The organism is Lentzea fradiae (assembly GCF_900100955.1).
In the GTDB taxonomy this organism is placed as follows: Bacteria; Actinomycetota; Actinomycetes; order Mycobacteriales; family Pseudonocardiaceae; genus Lentzea; species Lentzea fradiae.
In genome coordinates, this window is the sequence record NZ_FNCC01000007.1 from 467549 (window position 1) to 483436 (window position 15888).

The window sequence follows — 15888 nt, forward strand, 5'->3', positions numbered from 1 at the left end:
GCCATCCGTGGCACCTCCCGGTGTGTTCGCGACGTGCTCACGGCGTGTCGGCGAGGTGCTCCTCGATCCGGTCCACCTTCGCCGTCAGCTGGCCGGTGTGCCCGGGACGGATGTCCGCCTTGAGCACCAGTGACACCCGCGGGGAGCTCTCCTGCAGGACCTCGGTGGCCTTCTTCACGACGGCCATCACCTCGTCCCACTCCCCCTCGACCAGAGTGAACATGGCGTTCGTCTGGTTGGGCAGCCCGGACTCCCGCACGACCCTGACCGCTTTGGCGACGGCCTCGGCGACGCTCCCCGACGAGTCCGAACCGGACGGAGCGACGCTGAACGCGACAAGCACACGTGCCTCCTCGTGATCCAACAGTGGTACTGACTGGTAGCTTCGGGTCCCATGACACCGCTGCCGTTCGATCCGATCGCCCGCGCGGCCGAGCTGTGGGACGACCGGGTGGGTTCCTCCACGGCGATGGCCGCCGTCACGAGCGTCATGCGTGTCCAGCAAATCATCCAGTCAGCGGTGGACGCGGCACTCAAGCCGCACGGTCTCACGTTCGCGCGCTACGAGGCGTTGGTGCTGCTGTACTTCTCCCGCAAGGGAGCGCTGCCGATGCGCGTCATGGGCGAGCGCCTGCAGCTGCACCCCACGAGCGTGACCAACATCGTCGACCGGCTGGAGACCGACGGCCTGGTCCGCCGCACGCCGCACCCGACCGACCGCCGCACGACGCTCGTCGAGATCACCGAAGCCGGTCTGCAGCGCCGTGAGAGCGCGACCGCGGCGGTGGTGGAGGTCAACCTCGGCCTGAAGGGCCTGACCGACCGGCAGACCGAGCAGCTCACCGACCTGCTCGCGAAGGTCCGCAGGGCCAGCGGCGACTTCGAGGACTGAACGCCACACCGGACGTTCCTCCGGCCGTTCTCCCTCTCCCACCCGCCCGTGTGTCACCCCGTCCAGCGCTCCCCACCTCCCCAGCGTGACGTGCTTTAGTACGCGGGGCCCCCGCGTACTAACTACGCGAACGAAAGGGCCCCGCGTACAACAGGGGAAACACGAAAGAGAGTCGCGAGCGGGGCGGGTTGTTGCGGACAGCGCTGCTGGACGTGTGCACCCGTTCCGGCCCCGAAAACCGTTTGGGTGGGGAGGCCGGTGTGTGGCCTCATGGGGCCATGCAGGAACGCCCGGACCGTTCGATCGTCGCCCTGGTCAGCACGCCCAGCGGGTTCGCGGGCCGCACCGCGCCGATTCCGGTCGGCACGCCGTCGTGGAACCACGTGGAGCCGGTCAACACCGTCCTCCGGGAGCTGCTCGGCGTCGAGACGAGCGTGCTGCGGCTGGTCTCGGTGGAGGGCGGCGTGGCCCCGAACGGCGGGGTGGTCACCTACCACGTCGAGGCGCACGGCGAACCGGACCGCACCCACCTGCACCCCGCCGACGAGCCGGCCCCCGACGCCGAGCACCGGCTGCCCTGGGCACGTCCTGGCGGCCCGGCCGAGCTGGTCGCCTGGGCGGACGCGGTCGTCACCCGCACCGGCCCGGCCGTGCAGGTGCGGACGTGGAACCTGTCGAGCGTGCACCGGCTGCCCACCGCGGACGGCCCGGTGTGGCTGAAGGCCGTGCCGCCGTTCTTCGCCGACGAGGGCGCGGTGATCAAGACCGTCGCCGCGCACGATCCGACGCTGGTCCCCGAGGTGCTCGCGAGCGGGCCGGGCAAGGTCCTGCTGAGCCAGGCGGACGGCGACAACTGCTGGAACCTGACGCCGGAGCTGGTCGAGCTGGTCGTGCCGCGCTGGGTGGCCGTGCAGCACGCGCTCGCCGGTCCGGCGCAGCTGCCGCCGTCCGCCGTGCCGATGCCGTCGTTCGGGCTGCCGGACACGCTGGTGCACGGCGACTTCCACCCCGGCAACTGGCGCAGCAGCGGCGTGGTCATCGACTGGTCCGACGCCGTGTGGGGGCATCCCGCGCTCGACGTCTGCCGCCTGATGGAGTTCGCGGGGGACCTGACCGGGGTGATCACCCGCGTGTGGGCGGAGGCGTGGCTTTCGCACCGCCCGGACAGCCGCCCGTACGAGGCGCTGGAGGTGGCCCACCGCGCGTCCCGGCTGCACAACGCGGTGCGCTACCAGGAGTTCCTCGACAACATCGAGGAGTCCGAACGGATCTACCACCGCGGCGACCCGGAGACGGAGCTCCGGGCGGTGCGCCGGCTCGTGGGAAGCGCCTGACGCCGCGCCGTCATCCGGCGTGGCGGAGGCTCAGACCTGTTCGGCGGCAGGCTCGTCGAGGCGGCCGGTCTTCGCGGCCCAGCGCTCGAAGATCACCGTGCCGAACGGCGGGATGCTCGACAGCAGGCCCAGGACGAGCGTGCGGACGTCCCACTTCAGCGGGTCCTTCGTCATCAGCGTCACGAGGATGAACGCGACGAAGACGAAGCCGTGGAGCGGACCGAAGATCTTGACGCCGATCTCGTTCTGCACGACGACGTACTTGAAGAACATCCCGAGCAGCAGGCCCGCCCACGAGATCGCCTCGGCGAGGGCCAGGATGCGGAACCGTCCAACCGCAGTGGAGAACGTCATGGTGCTCATCATGAACCGTGACTGGGAGCACAAGGGGTCCGGGGGTGTCCTATTCCTCCCATTTGAAGACGCGGGAGGCCAGGAACGCCACGACCAGCGTGAACCCGACCAGGACCGCCGACGGCAGCAGCAGCGCCTCGACCCCCTTGCCGCGCACGAGCACGTCGAGCATGCCGTCGTTCATGTGCCGCAACGGGAAGGCGTTCGACACCGCCCGCAGCCACGCGGGCGCCTGGTCGACCGGGAAGAACGTCCCCGACAGGAACGCCATCGGCAGCACGAGGATGTTCGCCGCCGCCGAGGCCGCCTCCTCGGTCTTGGTGAACGCGCCGACCAGCATCCCGAGCGAGAAGAACGCGGTGGTTCCCAGCAGCAGCAACGGAATCGCCAGCCACCAGGACCCCGACAGCTTCAGCCCGAACACCGGCAGCAACGCGACGCCGATGAAGATGGCGCCCTGCACCAGTGCGACGCCCGTGCTCACCAGCAGCCGTGACGACAGCACGGAGGTCGCGGAGACAGGTGCGAGCCGGATGCGCCGCAGCACCTGCTTGCGCCGCCACGACACGAGCGTGAGCGCAGCACCGAACACCGCCGACACCGCCACGCCCCACGACAGGATGCCGGGCGTCAGGTACTGGATCGGCGCCAGTGAGGCGTCCTCGACCTTCTCCGCGGCGAACGTGTAGGTGGGCGGCTGCCCGGTCGCGGCGAGGTTCGCCTTGTCCACGAAGCCGTTCACGATCCCGAGCACCGTCGCCGACTCGACCTGGTCGCTTTGCGCGTACCGCACGTCGACCCGTTGCCCGCGCACGATGAGCGCCGCGGGCAGGTCGCCGTCCTTGACCTTCGCGACGGCGGCGTCCTCGTCGTCGAAGGACTCGAACTCCAGCGCGCCGCTGTCGCGCAACGCCGACACGACCGGCCCGTCGCCGACGAGCGCGATCTTGGTCTTCTCCCCGCCCGCGTCGCGCAGCAGCAGACCGAAGATCACCAGGAACAGCAACGGGAACACGAAGGTGAAGAACAGCGACGCCTTGTCACGGACGAAGCCCTTGAACATGGCGAGCGAGAGCGTCCTGAACGCGGTCATGCCCGGTACTCCCGTCCGGTGAGGCCGAGGAACACGTCCTCGAGGGTGGCCGTGCGCACCTGCAACCCGTCCAGCGCACCGCGTTCGGCGAGCGCGGACAGCACGGGTGCGGGGCGGCGCGTGGACATCGTCAGCGAGACCTCGTCCTCGCGGGCCTCGTCGACACCGTCGATCGCCTCCGCCTCCACCGCGGACAGCAGGCCCTTCTGCAGCGTCACGTGGGTCGGCGCGTCGAGACCGCGCACCAGCACGGCGGGCGGGTCGAGCGCGAGGACCCGGCCGCGGTCCATGATGGCCACGCGGTCGCAGAGGATCTCGGCCTCGTCGAGGTAGTGCGTGGTGTAGACGATGGTCTTGCCGCGTTCCTGGATGGCGCGCAGCACGTCCCACAGGTTGCGCCGCGCCTGCGGGTCGAGCGCGGCCGTCGGTTCGTCGAGGAACACGATGTCCGGGTCGTGCACCAGCGCGCACGCGATCGAGAGGCGCTGGCGCTGGCCGCCGGAGAGCTTGTTCTCCTGCACGTCCGCCTTGTCCGCGAGGCCGACGAGCTCCAGCATCTCCTCGGCCGTCCCGTGGCTCACGCCGTAGAGCGAACCGAACGCGCGCAACTGTTCCTTGGCGGTCAGCCGTTCGAAGAACGACGACGCTTGCAGCTGGACACCGATGCGCGGCAACAGCTTCACGTTGCGCGGCCACGGGCTCTCGCCGAGCAGCCGCACCTCACCGCTGTCGGGCTCGCGCAAGCCTTCGACGATCTCCAGCGTCGTGGTCTTGCCGGCGCCGTTCGGCCCCAGGATGCCGAAGAACTCGCCCCTCGCCACGGTGAACGAGACGCCGTCGACCGCTTTCAGCTCGCCGTAACTCTTGCGGACGTCCCTCACCAGGACCGCCGGTTCCTCCGTCATGCGAGGACGGTAGGTCGGCGTCACGCGGTGCGTGGGGCGGAAAGACGAAAGTCGTCGCGAACTCGGGACGAACGGGTCAGCCGCCCGCGGCCAGAAGTGGACCGGCGGTGCGTCCTTCGGTGAGCCGGCCGAGCGCCGCGGTGAACTGCTCGAACCGCGCCCGCGGCACGGCCGCGCGCACCTCGCCGAGCATCTGCCAGAGGTAGCGGTGCTCGTAGGTCTCGACGACCGGCGCCGCCGGGGCCTCACCGACGTCGTGCCGCACGTCGGCGGCGAACAGCAACGCGACCGCCGCGGCGCGCAGGCACGCCGTCGCGAGCGTCACGCAGTCCTCGACCAGCGTGCGGTCGTCCTCGGCGCGCACGACGCCGTTGACGGCGAACCGGACGGCCTGCATCAGCGCGAAGTACAGGCGCTGGCCCAGCACGGTCCGGTCGTGCGACGCGCAGCCGTTGGCGGGCCCCGGGGTCAGCACGGTCATGCCGACCTGGGGGCGGCGCAGCACGTGGTCGAAGAGCGCGGTCGGCGCCCAGAGCAACGTCCGCCAGGCGTCCTCGCCGATCGAGGTGCCCGCCCTGGCCGCGTCCTCCTGCACGTCGAGGTAGGCGATCAGGACGCTGGACAGGAACACACCGCCGCGGTCACCGCCGACCCGCACGACACCGAAGCGGTCGTCGTCCGCGTCCTGGACGCCGTAGCCGGGCTTCCACTCGATGACGTCACCGCAGGACAGCACGACCCGCGCCAGGCGCTGGTGCACGGACGACGCCGACAGCACCGTGTCGTCCAACCCCATCTGGACGAGCACGGACGCGGCGTGCTGGAGCGACTCCCGCCGTTGCGGCACGAGATCGGGGTGCAGCAGCCGGAAAGGTTCCACGTCGCCCCCTAGTCGTCCGTTGGTTGCGCCCACAATGACCTCCTCACGACAGGAAGTCATCCGGATAAGGCGGACGTTACGTCTCAGTTGGCGCGCGTCTCAGCCGGTGTCGTCAGTTCGACTGGGCCCAGGCGACGAGCTGGGCGCGGGACGACAGGTTCAGCGCCGTGCGCACGTTGTGCACGTGCGACTCCACTGTGCGATGGGAGATCCCGAGCGTAGCGGCCACTTGCGCGTTCGTCATCCCCCGTGCGACCAGTTCGACGACGACGCGTTGCCGGTCGCTCAGCACCGCCTCCCGCACGATCTCCTTGTCCAGCGCGGTCTCCAGGGCATGCGTCACGTCCATGGCCCTGCCCCCGTTGAGCGCCCTGGTGAAGGCCGCCCGCGTCAGGCTCTCCGCCGCGAGGTCCAGCGCGGCGGTGGTCCTGCGCTGCCACCACGTCTCGGACGGCACGACCCAGTTCATCCGCATCTGGCGGCAGGCCGCGAGCAGCCGCACGCCGAGCTCGTAACGGCCGGACAGCACCGCCACCACCGCGCGGCCCTCGATCGACTCCAGCACCGCACGCGGGTCGGTCGACGACAGCTGCGCGCTCTCGGCGAACCGGGCTCCCGCCGTCGCCAGGTCCCCGCGCTCCAGCGCGATGCAGCCCGCCGTGTGCACCGCGATGGCCACGACGTCCGGCCGTGCGTGCACCTTCAGCACCGGCAGCGCGTCCTCGATCAGGTCGCCCGCGGCGCTGACCTCGCCCTGTTCGAGCAGCCACCAGCTGAGGTTCTGGCTCGACACCGCGACGCTCACGTCGTTGCCGTTGCGCTTGCCGTGCTCGATCGACCGCCGCAACGCCCACGCCGTGTTCCGCACGTCGCCGGAGCTGTCGTAAGCGGTGGCCAGGGTGCGGTAGAGCCGGCACATGATCGACTGCTGGCCGTTGTCCTCCGCCGCCGAGATGGCCTCCAGCGCGAACTTCACCGCCTCGTCGTGCCGTTCTTCGTGCACGGCCAGCAGCGACGCGTACTCCAGCGCTAGGGTCCGGTGCCGTGCGTTGGCCGCCGCCTGGCCCAGCACCTGCATCAGCACGGCACCGGCCTCGGCGAAGTAGCCGCGGTCGAAGCAGACCCGCAGCATCATCGTGGCGAGCAGCAGCCGCCGTTCGTCGTCCGGCTCCAGCAGGCGTTCGAACGCGTAGGCCGCGTTGTCGTACTCGTCGTGCTGCGCCCGCACCTGCTCCGGTTCGAGGATCGACGACGTGACACCGGGTTCGCCCTTCCCGCACAGCCAGGCGACGATCCGTTCCGCCGTCACCACGTGCTCGCCGTGCTCCTCCAGCCGTTCACGGGCGAAGAGCCGGATGGACTCCAGCATCCGGAACCGGCCGTCGTTCTCCCGCACCACCAACGACTTCGCCTGCAACGCGAGCAGCGGCTCGGCCACCGGGCCGCCGTGCACGACCTCGGCGATCTCCAGCCCGAACCCGCCCGGCAGCAGCGCGAGCCTGCGGAACAGCCGCTGCTCCCGCGGCGTCAGCAGGTCGTGGCTCCACGAGATCGCCTCCCGCAGGCTGCGGTGCCTGGTCTGCTCGCCGGAGTCGCTCAGCAGGTCCAGCCGGTGGTCGAGGCGGTGCACCAGCTCGCCCGGCGGCACCGAGCGGGAGAGCCTCGCCGCCAGCTCCACCGCGAGCGGCACCCCGTCGAGCCGCGCGCAGATCGCCGCGACGGCCTCCTGGTCGTCCTGGCTCCCCGCGCGTTCGACGAACAGCCGGACCGCGTCGCCCGCCATGCCGTGCAACGGGTAGACGACCTCGTCGGGGGCGCACAGGGCCTCCCGGCTCGTCGCGAGCACCTGCACCTGCGGGCACCCGGCCAGCAGCGCCCCGACGACGGCGCAGCACTCCTCGACCACGTGCTCGCAGTTGTCGACGAGCAGCAGCACGCGGCGGTGGGCCAGCTCGCGCAGCACGGTCGTCAGCAACGCGACCCCGGCGCGCTGGTACACCCCGAGCGCCTCCGCGAAAGCCTGCACGACGTGGTCCGGCCGGGTCAGCTTGCCGAGCTCGACCGTGCGCACCTCGACCCGGCGGACGCGTTTCGCCGCCTCCACCGCGAGCCGCGTCTTGCCGACCCCGGCCGAGCCGACGACCGTGACGAGCCTGTGCCGGCGCAACGACGAAAGCAGGTCCGCGAGCTCGTCCTCCCTGCCGACGAACGCGTCGTCGTGCACGGGCAGGTCGGCGACCACAGTGGACGCAGTGGCGGAACGGCGGCGGTAGGCGCGTTGACGGCAGGCGTTCGAGCAGTACCGCGCCCGCGACGGCATGGGCGCGAAGTCCTTGCCACAGCTCGCGCAGATCCCCATCGCACGAGCGTACGATGACCGGCCCGTCTCAGTTCGAAAGTGTGTGGAGGTCTACCTCCAGGGTGGTGCCCTGCCACAGCTGGGCGAGCTCGACCCGGTCCCGCGACCTCCCCCGCCACCCGCTGCGGATGCGCCGCACCACCTGCGTCTTCGCCGGGTCGGCCGCCTCCGCCTCGATCACGACGTCCCTGCCGTTCTCCAGGTGGACGACGGCCCTGCGGAACTTCGGCGCGTGCGGCACGAACTCCCCCGTCCCCGGCACCGCCGGGTACAGACCGAGCGCGCTGAACACGTACCACGCCGACATCGTGCCGAGGTCGTCGTTGCCGGTGACTCCCGCGGGCCCGTTGACGAACAACGTCTGCGCCGCCCGCACCACCACCGACGTCTTCTCCGGCTTGCCGATGAGCGCGTACATCCACGGCGCGTGCAGGTCCGGCTCGTTGTTCGGGTTGTAGCGGAACTGGTTGTAGTAGTCGTACGGCCCGACCACCCACTTCTCCCGCACCGTCCGCGCCGGGTCGGCGAGCAGGTCGGGGTAGGCGAAGAAGTCGTCGAGCCGCGCCTCCGCGGCCGCCACCCCACCCATCGCCGTCACCAGCCCGGTGACGTCGTGCTGCGCGAGCCACTGGTACTGCCACGCCGTGCCCTCGTGAAACCCGTCAGCCCCCTGCGGCGTGTAGGGCGTGAGCCACGAGCCGTCGGCCAGCTTGGGCCGGGGAAACCCGGAAAAACCGCGATCCGTGACCGTGTGGTCCCACAGCGTGCGGTGGTTCAGCCCCCGCAACCGAAACCGCTCGGCGTCCTCGGCGTGCCCCAGCTCCTCGGCCATGATCGCCAGCGTCGCGTCGGCCAGCGCGTACTCCAACGTCGCGGACGCGCCGTGATGCGGATCGGTGTCCTGCCCCTTCTTCGGAAAGCGCTTGTCGTACTGGACGAACCCCTTCGCGAGATAGTTCGGGTTGCCGGACCGCCCCTGAAACCGCGAGGACTCCGGCGGAACCCCGTCCACGTTCTGCACCAGAGCGGCGTAAGCCTGCTCCTCCAGCCCGTCGAGGTGCCCGAACCGCCACAGGTCGACCAGGAACGGCGTGACCGGGTCCCCGGTCATGCAGTTGGTCTCCTGGTTGGCGAACGCCCACCGCGGCAACCATCCACCCTGCTCGTGGATGGCGAGAACACTCCTCGCGATGTCCTTGGAACGCGCGGTGCGCAGCAGAGCGAGAAGCTGGTTGTGAGCACGATAGGTGTCCCACAACGAGTAGTACTCGTAGTAGGTCCAGCCGTCCGCGCGGTGGACCTCTCCGTCAAACCCCCGATACCGCCCGTCGACATCACTTCCGGTCAACGGCTGAAGCAACACGTGGTAGAGCGCGGTGTAGAAAACCGCCCGCTCATCCCAGTCGTCCGTCTCGATCTCGACGCACCCGAGCTCATCCCGCCAAGCCTGTTGAGCCTCGTTCCGAAGCTCGTCGAACGTCTTCCCACCGGTTTCGCGTTCGAGGTTGCCGGTGGCCCCAGCCTCGTCCACTTGAGACAGTGATGTCGCAGCCGTGACCGGCCCGGGGGAGAACTTCACCCAGGCTCCCCGAACCCCGGCACCACCACCGCTGGCCCGCTCCCCGGCCTTGGCCCCGCCCCGGTCCCACACCCCGAAACTCTCGAAGGGCCGGTCGAACCGAGTCGTGAAGTACGTGAGGTACGGCCGTCCACCACAAAACGCCTGAGTCTCGACAGTCCCGGTAATCGTCCGGTCGTCCACGACCCGAACCGAACTACGGCTGACCGGCTCCTTGTCGTTCGCCTGACCCACATTCACCAGGAGCACACCCTCGACCCCACCGGGGAACGTGTACCGCTCCACCCCCGCCCGCGTGGTGGCGGTGCACTCCACCGTGATCCCGTCTGCGAGCTTGACCTTGTAATACCCCGGCTTACCGATCTCGCCGTCATGGGAGTAGGCACTCGCATAGACCTTGTGATCAAAACTCCGCGGCAACCTCGCCACCGGCAGGATCGGCACCAGACCGCCTTGCTCCCAGCACCCCGCACCCGACAGGAAGAAGTGCCCGAAGCCGCGGATCTTCTCGTCGTCATACCGATAACCGGCGTAATGGGACCCGACCGGACTCGAATGCGCCTTCCCGAAGGGCATGGAGGCCCCGGGAAAGGTGTTGCCCTCGTCCTTCGTGCCGATGAAGGTGTTGACCGACTCGATGGGATCCAGTGCGTCCACACCTTCACCTTAAGGTCCGGAGGTACTGTCCGCCGCTGCCCGTCACGCACCCCGCCCGTCACGCACCCCGCCCGTGTGTCATCCATCCAGTGGTCACCGCCTCCTCTGCGTGACATGGCTTTCGCACGCGGGGTCCCCGCGTATCACTGCAACGAACGCGGGGCCCCCGCGTCCCCGGCGGGAAACACGAAAGAGAGTCGCGAGCGAGGCGGAGCGTTACGGACAGCACCTGTGAGAGTGTGCTCGGAGGGATCCGTCGAACGCCCCTGAGTCCGGCGATGCGAAGCGAGCCGTCCTCCCCGGTGCCGCCGGTGCGGTGAGGTCGCGGCTCGGTCGGCCCCTGGTCCACTCAGGGACGGGCCCGGCCGGCTCCACCGCCACACACCTCACCCGGAGTAGGGACCGGGCCGGGATGCAGCCGCCGCTGACAGCACCCCGGCCCGGGGGCAAGTGCCGGCGCGCGAGCGCCGTGCGTCACCTGATCATCGCTGAGCGCACACGGTCCAGGTCAAGAGCGCGCCGGGCACTTGTCCACTTCCGGACATCAGTGGGAAAAAGCGAATCCTCCGACCAGCCCGGAAGTGTTGACATCGACGTAAAGCCGGGGTGAGATACGGCCACTATGACAACGTTGTCCCCCAGCGGCCCCATCGCCGGGCAGCGCAAGGTCCGTCGCGCGACGATGAACGACGTCGCGCGGCTGGCGGGCGTGAGCATCAAGACCGTCTCGCGTGTCGTGAACGACGAGCCGGGTGTGCACCCGTCCACCGCCGAGCGCGTGCTCGCCGCCATCGACCAGCTCGGGTTCCGGCGGAACCTCAGTGCCCGCAACCTGCGCCGGGGGTCCTCCACCGGCACGATCGGGCTGGTGCTGGAGGACGTCGGCAACCCGTTCTACTCCGGCGTGACCCGCGCTGTCGAGGAGATCGCGCGGCTGCGGGGCAGACAGGTGATCTCCGGGTCCTCCGACGAGGATCCGGGGCGGGAGCGGGAGCTCGCGCTCGAGTTCTGCTCCCGCAGGGTGGACGGGCTGTTGATCGTGCCCGCCGGGCTGCAGCACAGTTACCTGGTGCCGGAGATGCGCGCGGGAACGCCCGTGGTCTTCCTGGACCGGCCCGCCGGGGACGTCGTGGCGGACACGGTCCTGGTGGACAACATCGGCGGCACCGTCGAGGCCGTCACGCACCTGGCCGCGCACGGGCACCGCCGCATCGCGTTCCTCGGGGACGCGCCGGACATCTTCACCGCCAACGAGCGGCTGCGCGGGTACCGCGAGGGCTGCGTGCGGACCGGGATCGGGTACCACGAGGAGCTCGTGGCGATGGGGCCGCACGACGAGGGCAGCGTGGCCGCCACGCTGCGGCGGCTGCGGACCCTGCGCGAGCCCGCCACGGCGATCGTGGCCGGCAACAACCGCATCACCGTGCACATCCTGCGCTCGCTCGCCGGGAGCGCGGAACGGCCCGCGCTGGTGGGTTTCGACGACTTCGAGCTCGCCGACCTGTTGTCGCCGCCGGTGACCGTGATCGCGCACGACGCGAGCGCGCTCGGCAAGGCGGCCTCCGACCTGTTGTTCGCCCGACTGGACGGCGACAACTCGCCACCGCGCCGCGTCGTGCTGCCGGTGCGTCTGGTGCCACGAGGATCCGGGGAGGTCCACGCGTGAGTTCTGGTGTTCTCCACCAGCCTGTCAACCTGCCGGCCAACCAGCCGAAGCAGTTCTACCGCGGCGGCGAGGCGATCGCCGCGCTGCGCGGCGGGACGAGCGGCGACTTCGGCCCCGAGGACTGGGTGGCGTCCACGACGACGCTGTTCGGCCGCCCGGACGCCGGGTTGACGACGTTGCCGGACGGGGTGCTGCTGCGCGACGCGGTCGAGGCGGACCCCACCGGCTGGCTCGGCCCCGACCACGTGGCGAAGTTCGGCGCGGACACGGCGTTGCTGGTCAAGCTGCTCGACGCGGGACAGCGGCTGCCCGTGCACTGCCACCCGTCGAACGCCTTCGCGTCCTCGCACCTGAACTGCCGCCACGGCAAGACGGAGGCGTGGATCGTCGTCGGCACGACCGGGCCGAACCCGACCGTCTACATCGGATTCCGGGACGACGTGCCCGCGGAGACGGTCGCGGAGTGGGTCGCCACGCAGAACACCAAGGCGATGCTGGACTCGCTGAACCCGGTGTGCGTGCGGCCCGGCGACACGGTGTTCGTGCCCGCGGGGGTTCCCCATGCGATCGGCGAGGGCGTCTTCATCGTCGAGCTGCAACAGCCCACCGACTTCTCGGTGACGCTGGAGTGGGAGGGGTTCCTGGCCAACGCGGACATCGGGCACCTCGGCCTCGGCTACGACGTGGCGCTCGGCTGCGTGGACCGCACCGGCTGGGGCGGTCAGCTCGAGAAGCTGGTGCGGCAGACGTCGGAGAGGTGGGCGCCGTCGGTCGACCTGCTCGGCTCCGACGCGGACCCGTTCTTCCAGGCGGACCGCCTGCACGTGGAGGGCTCCTTCGCGCTGGAGCCGTCGTTCGCCGTGCTCGTGGTGCTCGAAGGTACCGGCCGGCTCGGTGAGCTGGAGGTGCGCAAGGGCAGCACCGTCGTCGTGCCGCACGCGGCGGGCGAGCCGGTGCTGACCGGTGACCTGGTGGCGATCCGCTGCCGTCCGCCCGTCTTGTCCACTGTGGAGGGATAATGCGATGAGCCGGCCCTTGCTGGAGGCTCGTGATCTCACGAAGAGCTACGGCACCGTGGAAGCGCTCCGCGGTGCGTCGTTCACCGCCTACCCCGGCGAGGTCGTGTCGCTGATCGGCGACAACGGCGCGGGAAAGTCCACCCTCGTGAAGTGCCTCTGCGGGGTGGAGCAGCCGACGGGAGGCACGCTGCTGTTCGAGGGCGAGCCGCTGACCCTCGGCTCCCCCAACGACGCCCGCGACCGCGGCATCGAGACGGTGTTCCAGGACCTCGCCGTGGCACCGGACCTCGACCCGGCCGCGAACATGTTCCTGGGCCGGGAGATCCTCAAGCCCGGTGTCCTGGGTTGGCTGGGCGTCCTCGACAAGAAGGCGATGCGCAGACAGGCCGCCGAGCACTTCACGCGGTTCGGCGCCACGTTGCAGAGCATCGACGTGCCGATCGCCGCGCTGTCCGGCGGCCAGCGCCAGTCGGTCGCCGTCGCGCGGTCCGTCGCCTGGGCGTCGAAGCTCGTGTTCATGGACGAACCGACGGCCGCACTCGGTGTGGTGCAACGGGAACGCGTCCTCGAGGTCATCAAGCGGGTCCGCGACGAGGGTGTCGCGGTCGTGCTGATCTCGCACAACATGCCCGAGGTGCTGTCGGTGTCCGACCGCGTCGAGGTGCTGCGCCTCGGCAGGCGCGTGGCGCGGTTCACGGCGGCGGAGACGACCGTCGAGGAGCTCGTCGGTGCGATGACAGGGGCGTTGTCCCAGGAGGACGCGGCATGACGACCGACGAGAAGACAACGTTGTCAACTCTGCCGGGCGAGCGGCGCACGCCGTTGCTCAGGCGTCTGACCGGCGCGAACACGCTGTGGATCGGTCTGGTGCTGCTGGTGCTGGTCGCCGTGTTCGGGGCGATCCGGCCGGACGCGGTCTTCCAGGTCACGACGCTGCAGTTCCTGCTCGCCGAGACCGCCGTGCTGCTGGTGCTCTCGGTCGGCATGACGTTCGTGATCATCACGTCCGGCATCGACCTGTCCGTGGGCTCGGTGCTGGTGTTCGCGTCGGTCAGCTCCGCGATGGCGATGAACGCGGTCTCCGGCGGCGACGCGACGAACGCGGGCTGGGGCGTGATCGGGTTCGGCCTGCTGGTCGCGCTCGTCAGCGGCGCGGTGTGGGGGCTGCTCAACGGCCTGCTGGTCGCGCGGGCGAAGATCCCTCCGCTGATCGTGACGCTGGGCTCGTTCGGCGCGGCGCAGGGCGCGGCCCTGTTGCTCAACAACGGTTCCAACGTCTCCGGCATCCCGGACCGGCTCAACCGCACCTTCGGCTCCGGCACGTACTTCGGCATCCCGAACATCGTGATCGTGGCCGCGGTCGTCACGGCGCTGGGCGCGCTCCTGTTGTCCACCACCAGGTTCGGCCGCTACACCTACGCGGCCGGGTCGAACGAGGAGGCGGCGCGCCGGGTGGGCATCTCGGTGCGCGGCCACCTGACGAAGGTCTACCTGCTCGCCGGCACGCTCGCGGGGCTGGCGGGGTTCATGGGCAACGCGTTCTTCCGGGTCGCGGTCGTCACCGGCCACGAGACGGACAACCTGAACGCGATCGCCGCGGTCGTCCTGGGCGGCACGAGCATCTTCGGCGGCACGGGGTCGGCGCTCGGCACCGTCTTCGGCGTGTTCATCCCGGCGGTGCTGGAGAAGGGCCTCGTGATCATCGGGGTCAGGGAGTTCTGGCAGCCGATCGCCGTGGCGGTCGTGCTGGTGGCCGCCGTGTGGCTGGACCAGACGAGGCGGCGGGCGCGCAACCAGCGTTAGGCACGCAAGCAGACGTCAGGAAGGGGTGCTGGACCAATGAAGATCCGCTCCGCTGTGGCCGTCACGGCCGCGTTCCTCCTCACCGCGTGCGGCGGCGGTGGCCAGATCGGTGACTCGAACCAGGGTGACCAGGCCACGAACAAGAAGCTGGTGCTGATCCCCGGCATCACCGCGGAACCGTTCTACATCTCGATGCAGTGCGGTTTCGAGGAGGCGGCGAAGGCGGCCGGCTACGAGGTCGACACGCAGGCTCCCGCGAAGTTCGACGCGGGCCAGCAGACGCCGATCGTCACGGGCGTCCTCGCGTCACGGCCCGCCGCCGTGCTGATCGCGCCGACCGACGACAAGGCGATGGCCGGTCCGATGAAGCAACTCAAGGACGCGGGCATCAAGGTCGTCGAGGTCGACACCAAGCTGCAGGACACCTCGATCGCGCTGTCCTCGATCTCCTCCGACAACGAGCAGGGCGGCAAGCTCGCCGCCGAGACGCTGAACAAGCTCGCCGGCGGCAGGTCCGGCTCGGTGCTGGTGCTCAACACCAAGGCCGGCACGTCCACCACCGACGCCCGCGCCAAGGGCTTCGAGGACGCCATCAAGAACTTCCCGAACCTCAAGTACATCGGCCAGCAGTACACCGACAACGAACCCGCCACCGCTGCCTCGAAGGTGACGGCGACGCTGGCGGCCAACCCCGACCTGATCGGCGTCTTCGCCACCAACCTGAACACCGGCGAGGGCGCGGCGACCGGGCTGCGCAACGCGGGCAAGACGGGCGCGGTCAACCTGGTCGGCTTCGACGCGTCGCCGAAGCAGGTCGAGGACCTGAAGGCGGGCACCGTGCAGGCGCTCATCGCCCAAGACCCGGCCACGATCGGCAGGCAGGGCGTCGAGCAGGCCGTCGCCGCGATCGAGGGCAAGGAGACCGAGCGGGACATCGAGACCGACCTCGTCGCGATCACGAAGGACGACGCGGAAGCCAACTCGAAGTACTTCTACAAGCAGTCCTGCTGACAGCGGGAAAACAGGGCCGTCCCACTTCTTTGAACCGCTCCCCGGAAGTTGGACTGGGAATCCAGTTCCGACTCTCCGGGGAGTGGTTCGTTGCGTCCACAGAGTTCGTTGTCTGAGCAGCAGCGGGAGTCCGCTGTTGCGTTGTTCGAGGCCGGGTATGGCAGAGATGCTGTCGCGACCCGGTTGGAGGTGTCCGCGGCGGCGGTGCGACGCTTGCACGATCGTTGGAGGTTGTGGAGCGCGGGAGCGCTGATGGACAAGCCGGACAGACGGTCGTTCACCTTCGAGTTCAAGCTCGAGGTCGTGCGTCGCTATGTCAGCGGTGAGGCGACCGCG

Annotated in this window: 14 protein-coding genes; 7 read left to right on the forward strand and 7 right to left on the reverse strand. The window is 69.9% G+C overall.

What is annotated here, in order from left to right; genetic code table 11:
* Positions 1 to 37 precede the first annotated feature (37 nt).
* Positions 38 to 343, reverse strand: coding sequence for an MTH1187 family thiamine-binding protein (locus BLT23_RS19375; protein WP_090051161.1), 306 nt, complete (start codon positions 341 to 343; stop codon positions 38 to 40).
* Between the two features lie 51 nt (positions 344 to 394).
* On the opposite strand from BLT23_RS19375, the gene BLT23_RS19380 reads away from it, so the two are divergent.
* Positions 395 to 892 (forward strand): MarR family winged helix-turn-helix transcriptional regulator, encoded by a 498-nt coding sequence (locus BLT23_RS19380; RefSeq protein WP_090051162.1) that lies wholly within the window; start codon positions 395 to 397, stop codon positions 890 to 892.
* Positions 893 to 1170: 278 nt separating this feature from the next.
* Positions 1171 to 2226 (forward strand): phosphotransferase, encoded by a 1056-nt coding sequence (locus BLT23_RS19385; protein ID WP_090051163.1) that lies wholly within the window; start codon positions 1171 to 1173, stop codon positions 2224 to 2226.
* A gap of 30 nt (positions 2227 to 2256) precedes the next feature.
* On the opposite strand, the gene BLT23_RS19390 is transcribed toward BLT23_RS19385, so the two are convergent.
* The 6 genes from BLT23_RS19390 to BLT23_RS19415 all read right to left on the reverse strand — a co-directional run bounded on the left by BLT23_RS19390 (position 2257) and on the right by BLT23_RS19415 (position 10053).
* The gene (locus BLT23_RS19390; protein ID WP_090051164.1) at positions 2257 to 2580 is read right to left on the reverse strand and encodes a DUF3817 domain-containing protein; all 324 of its coding nucleotides are present in this window, start codon (positions 2578 to 2580) and stop codon (positions 2257 to 2259) included.
* A 49-nt stretch (positions 2581 to 2629) separates the two neighbouring features.
* On the reverse strand, positions 2630 to 3673 hold the full coding sequence (locus tag BLT23_RS19395; RefSeq protein WP_090051165.1) for an ABC transporter permease: 1044 nt from the start codon (positions 3671 to 3673) through the stop codon (positions 2630 to 2632).
* A complete protein-coding gene (locus BLT23_RS19400) occupies positions 3670 to 4578 on the reverse strand; it encodes an ABC transporter ATP-binding protein (protein ID WP_090051166.1) in 909 nt (302 codons plus the stop codon). The genes BLT23_RS19395 and BLT23_RS19400 overlap by 4 nt, the downstream gene beginning before the upstream one ends.
* A gap of 76 nt (positions 4579 to 4654) precedes the next feature.
* Positions 4655 to 5458 (reverse strand): hypothetical protein, encoded by an 804-nt coding sequence (locus BLT23_RS19405; protein WP_090051167.1) that lies wholly within the window; start codon positions 5456 to 5458, stop codon positions 4655 to 4657.
* 112 nt (positions 5459 to 5570) lie between these two features.
* Positions 5571 to 7817: an ATP-binding protein gene (locus BLT23_RS19410; protein ID WP_090051168.1), complete on the reverse strand. Its 2247-nt coding sequence runs from the start codon at positions 7815 to 7817 to the stop codon at positions 5571 to 5573.
* A gap of 28 nt (positions 7818 to 7845) precedes the next feature.
* Positions 7846 to 10053, reverse strand: a complete 2208-nt coding sequence (locus tag BLT23_RS19415; protein ID WP_090051169.1) for a GH92 family glycosyl hydrolase — start codon at positions 10051 to 10053, stop codon at positions 7846 to 7848.
* Positions 10054 to 10735: 682 nt separating this feature from the next.
* On the opposite strand from BLT23_RS19415, the gene BLT23_RS19420 reads away from it, so the two are divergent.
* Genes BLT23_RS19420 through BLT23_RS19440 form a run of 5 tightly spaced genes read left to right on the forward strand, consistent with a single transcriptional unit; the run spans position 10736 to position 15552 of the window.
* On the forward strand, positions 10736 to 11719 hold the full coding sequence (locus BLT23_RS19420) for a LacI family DNA-binding transcriptional regulator (RefSeq protein ID WP_090051170.1): 984 nt from the start codon (positions 10736 to 10738) through the stop codon (positions 11717 to 11719).
* Positions 11716 to 12738, forward strand: a complete 1023-nt coding sequence (locus tag BLT23_RS19425) for a class I mannose-6-phosphate isomerase (protein ID WP_090051171.1) — start codon at positions 11716 to 11718, stop codon at positions 12736 to 12738. Before BLT23_RS19420 ends, BLT23_RS19425 begins: the two co-directional genes overlap by 4 nt.
* A 4-nt stretch (positions 12739 to 12742) precedes the next feature.
* Positions 12743 to 13507 (forward strand): ATP-binding cassette domain-containing protein, encoded by a 765-nt coding sequence (locus BLT23_RS19430; RefSeq protein ID WP_090051172.1) that lies wholly within the window; start codon positions 12743 to 12745, stop codon positions 13505 to 13507.
* Positions 13504 to 14541 carry an ABC transporter permease gene (locus BLT23_RS19435; RefSeq protein ID WP_090051173.1) on the forward strand — a complete coding sequence of 346 codons (1038 nt, stop codon included), beginning with the start codon at positions 13504 to 13506 and terminating at the stop codon, positions 14539 to 14541. Before BLT23_RS19430 ends, BLT23_RS19435 begins: the two co-directional genes overlap by 4 nt.
* Before the next feature lie 36 nt (positions 14542 to 14577).
* Entirely contained in the window at positions 14578 to 15552 is a 975-nt protein-coding gene (locus BLT23_RS19440; RefSeq protein WP_090051174.1) for an ABC transporter substrate-binding protein, read from the forward strand.
* Positions 15553 to 15888: the final 336 nt, after the last annotated feature.

Excerpts from the sequence above, each read along its gene's own strand:
- BLT23_RS19380 (WP_090051162.1), top strand. The coding sequence starts at position 395 with ATGACACCGCTGCCGTTCGATCCGATCGCCCGCGCGGCCGAGCTGTGG.
- BLT23_RS19385 (WP_090051163.1), top strand. The coding sequence starts at position 1,171 with ATGCAGGAACGCCCGGACCGTTCGATCGTCGCCCTGGTCAGCACGCCC.
- BLT23_RS19390 (WP_090051164.1), bottom strand. The coding sequence starts at position 2,580 with ATGACGTTCTCCACTGCGGTTGGACGGTTCCGCATCCTGGCCCTCGCC.
- BLT23_RS19395 (WP_090051165.1), bottom strand. The coding sequence starts at position 3,673 with ATGACCGCGTTCAGGACGCTCTCGCTCGCCATGTTCAAGGGCTTCGTC.
- BLT23_RS19400 (WP_090051166.1), bottom strand. The coding sequence starts at position 4,578 with ATGACGGAGGAACCGGCGGTCCTGGTGAGGGACGTCCGCAAGAGTTAC.
- BLT23_RS19410 (WP_090051168.1), bottom strand. The coding sequence starts at position 7,817 with ATGGGGATCTGCGCGAGCTGTGGCAAGGACTTCGCGCCCATGCCGTCG.
- BLT23_RS19420 (WP_090051170.1), top strand. The coding sequence starts at position 10,736 with ATGAACGACGTCGCGCGGCTGGCGGGCGTGAGCATCAAGACCGTCTCG.
- BLT23_RS19430 (WP_090051172.1), top strand. The coding sequence starts at position 12,743 with ATGAGCCGGCCCTTGCTGGAGGCTCGTGATCTCACGAAGAGCTACGGC.
- BLT23_RS19435 (WP_090051173.1), top strand. The coding sequence starts at position 13,504 with ATGACGACCGACGAGAAGACAACGTTGTCAACTCTGCCGGGCGAGCGG.
- BLT23_RS19440 (WP_090051174.1), top strand. The coding sequence starts at position 14,578 with ATGAAGATCCGCTCCGCTGTGGCCGTCACGGCCGCGTTCCTCCTCACC.